The following is a 2,237-nucleotide window of genomic DNA, read 5'->3' as shown; positions in this document are numbered from 1 at the left end:
TTTTAGGTTGGAATGCGGTTGGCCGCATCAAGGTTGTGCAGCGTCCGGCGCTCAGAACCAAAAAAATCACACCAAAACCGCTTCGTGAGCTGTCAGAAATTGAAAACCGCCGCATCGAGCAGAAGGTTGCCTCAGTCTCTGATGAACGGTTGAAGAATGCGCTGGAAAAGCTCGGCAAGAACCTCATTGCCCGCACACCTGCAAGCAACTCCTGATCCATCCTTAAAGACCTGCAGTTCTGAATGTGTGATTACTGGCTGACCACCAGATCATGCCCCTTTGCGGTATATCCCAGCAAAAGGTCAGGGCGCTCCATCAAAAGATAGGCTGTCGTTGTTTCCTGCGCATTCCGCAGCTCAATGGTATCACCATTCACCGCCCACGCCGTCACGCTGCTCAGCTCTTCATTGGTGCAGCCGCTTGTTGCTGCATGTCCGTTTGGAAAACTGCTGGTCACAGCTGGTGTCACAACAGCAGCGCCTGACGGGGTCTTGCTAAACTGGACCCGACAAGGAGCTGAGCTGTTTCCGCTGCCCTCGCTGACGACCCAATTCGTAGAGGTAAGTGCGCCCAAATCTGCGGTGCCTGTATAAATTGTATTGGATGTCGCAGGTATAGCGGTCGTTTCAATCGTCGTTTCTTGAGTAGTTGTAGGTATAGCTTCGACGAAATCTTCAGATACAGAGGCTTGGCAGGCAATCAGTGGTGTGCTGAGAAGCATTAATGTAGTCAAGCGCTTCATAACATATCCGTATATCTTGTTAGAGAGTTCTATAAATATTTAATAACTCATTAATGAGGCAAAAACAAAACAACACGAGAAATTATTGTTGTTTTCCATGCATAAATTCTGTGGGTATGTATTAGCAGTGCAAATTTAATCATAGCGGATATCTTGGAACGCTCTCTGCCCGTTTACCGCGAAATGGCAGAACCCCTTTGTTTTAAACGAAGAAAATCGTTTTCTCGCCTAACGTTTGCGTCAATCCAGCTGCCTTACCAAAATTTAATATGACTACTCAGGATATTCGGTAGCATCCGACAAGTATTTGCCATAGTTTCCTGAAAACCAATTGTTGCTGGAAAGCGAGCTGTGGGCATGGCTGTATTCTGCGGATGTTCACCAGTTTGTGATCAATGGCTCTTGGGTTGGAGTGGTTATACTCCAGACCAGATGCTGGCTGTCTTTATGGCGATAAACGCGCCGGGTCAGCCAACAGGGCAACACATTTTAACTTGGGATAGAAAAACGTGACACTCTCTCGCCGTAAGTTTCTTGAGCGCACCAGTGCTCTTACAGCCGCTTCTCTTGCCTTTGCCGCTATGCCAACTGTTGCCTCTGCACAGACCTATTCTGAGGCAGACCTGAATAAGGTTGGCCCGTTAGGTGATAAGGTTATCGGCCAGGCAGACGCTCCCGTCACTGTCATTGAATACGCCTCTTTGACATGTGGTCACTGCGCCAACTTCCACAACACCACATATAAAGAGCTGAAGAAGAAATACATCGATACTGGCAAAGTGCGTTTCATCTTCCGTGAATTCCCGCTGGATACAGTCGCTGCAGCTGGCTTTATGCTTGCGCGCTGTGCACCGGAAGACAAATACTTCGACATTATGTCTCTGATGTTCGAACAGCAGCGCAGCTGGGCATTCACCAATGATCCATACAGCGCCCTGTTGAATATGGGCAAGCAGCTCGGTTTCACTGAAGAAGCTGTAAAGGCTTGCTTGACGAATCAGGAAATACTAGACGGAGTAACCGAAGTTCGTGACTACGGCTCAGACACTCTGGGTGTAGATTCAACACCGACCTTCTTTATCAACGGTGAAAAAGTAAGCGGAGCACTCTCTCTTGAGGAGTTCAGCAAGTACGTGGATAAGAATCTGTAAGACAAGCGGGCAGCCCTCAGGGCTGAATCTCCTGCTCGCAGATCTATGCGCGTATGATCGCTTACACCCTGTTGTAAGAGTAGGGGGCGCTCCATGAAGTTTCAGCGCCTCCGTGTCCTTGGGTTCAAATCCTTTGTTGAGCCTATGGAGTTTGTCATTGAAGACGGCCTGACAGGCGTTGTCGGGCCCAATGGCTGCGGAAAGTCCAATCTTGTAGAAGCGCTGCGCTGGGTTATGGGAGAGAGCTCCTATAAGAACATGCGCGCCTCTGGAATGGATGATGTAATTTTCTCGGGCAGCCTTAACCGCCCGGCGCGTAACACAGCCGAAGTGACGCTCTTTCT

3 protein-coding genes and 1 pseudogene are annotated in these 2,237 nt (G+C 49.1%); 3 read left to right on the top strand and 1 reads right to left on the bottom strand.

Going from position 1 to position 2,237, the window contains the following annotated elements:
• Positions 1-215, top strand: a pseudogene (locus PPL9_RS11870) (DUF721 domain-containing protein); the annotation flags it as partial.
• A 35-nt stretch (positions 216-250) separates the two neighbouring features.
• On the opposite strand, the gene PPL9_RS11865 reads toward PPL9_RS11870, so the two are convergent.
• The gene (locus PPL9_RS11865; RefSeq protein ID WP_152986677.1) at positions 251-742 is read right to left on the bottom strand and encodes a hypothetical protein; all 492 of its coding nucleotides are present in this window, start codon (positions 740-742) and stop codon (positions 251-253) included.
• Between the two features lie 509 nt (positions 743-1,251).
• Between PPL9_RS11865 and PPL9_RS11860 the strand changes: the two genes are divergently transcribed.
• Both PPL9_RS11860 and PPL9_RS11855 read left to right on the top strand, forming a co-directional pair.
• Positions 1,252-1,893 (top strand): DsbA family protein, encoded by a 642-nt coding sequence (locus tag PPL9_RS11860; protein ID WP_057462890.1) that lies wholly within the window; start codon positions 1,252-1,254, stop codon positions 1,891-1,893.
• Positions 1,894-1,986: 93 nt separating this feature from the next.
• Positions 1,987-2,237, top strand: a 251-nt coding sequence (locus tag PPL9_RS11855) for an AAA family ATPase (RefSeq protein ID WP_057462889.1), incomplete at its 3' end; no start/stop codon positions are given.

The sequence above is a fragment of the Pseudovibrio sp. POLY-S9 genome, from assembly GCF_001431305.1.
GTDB lineage: Bacteria > Pseudomonadota > Alphaproteobacteria > Rhizobiales > Stappiaceae > Pseudovibrio.
This window is presented reverse-complemented; position numbering and strand designations above follow the sequence as displayed.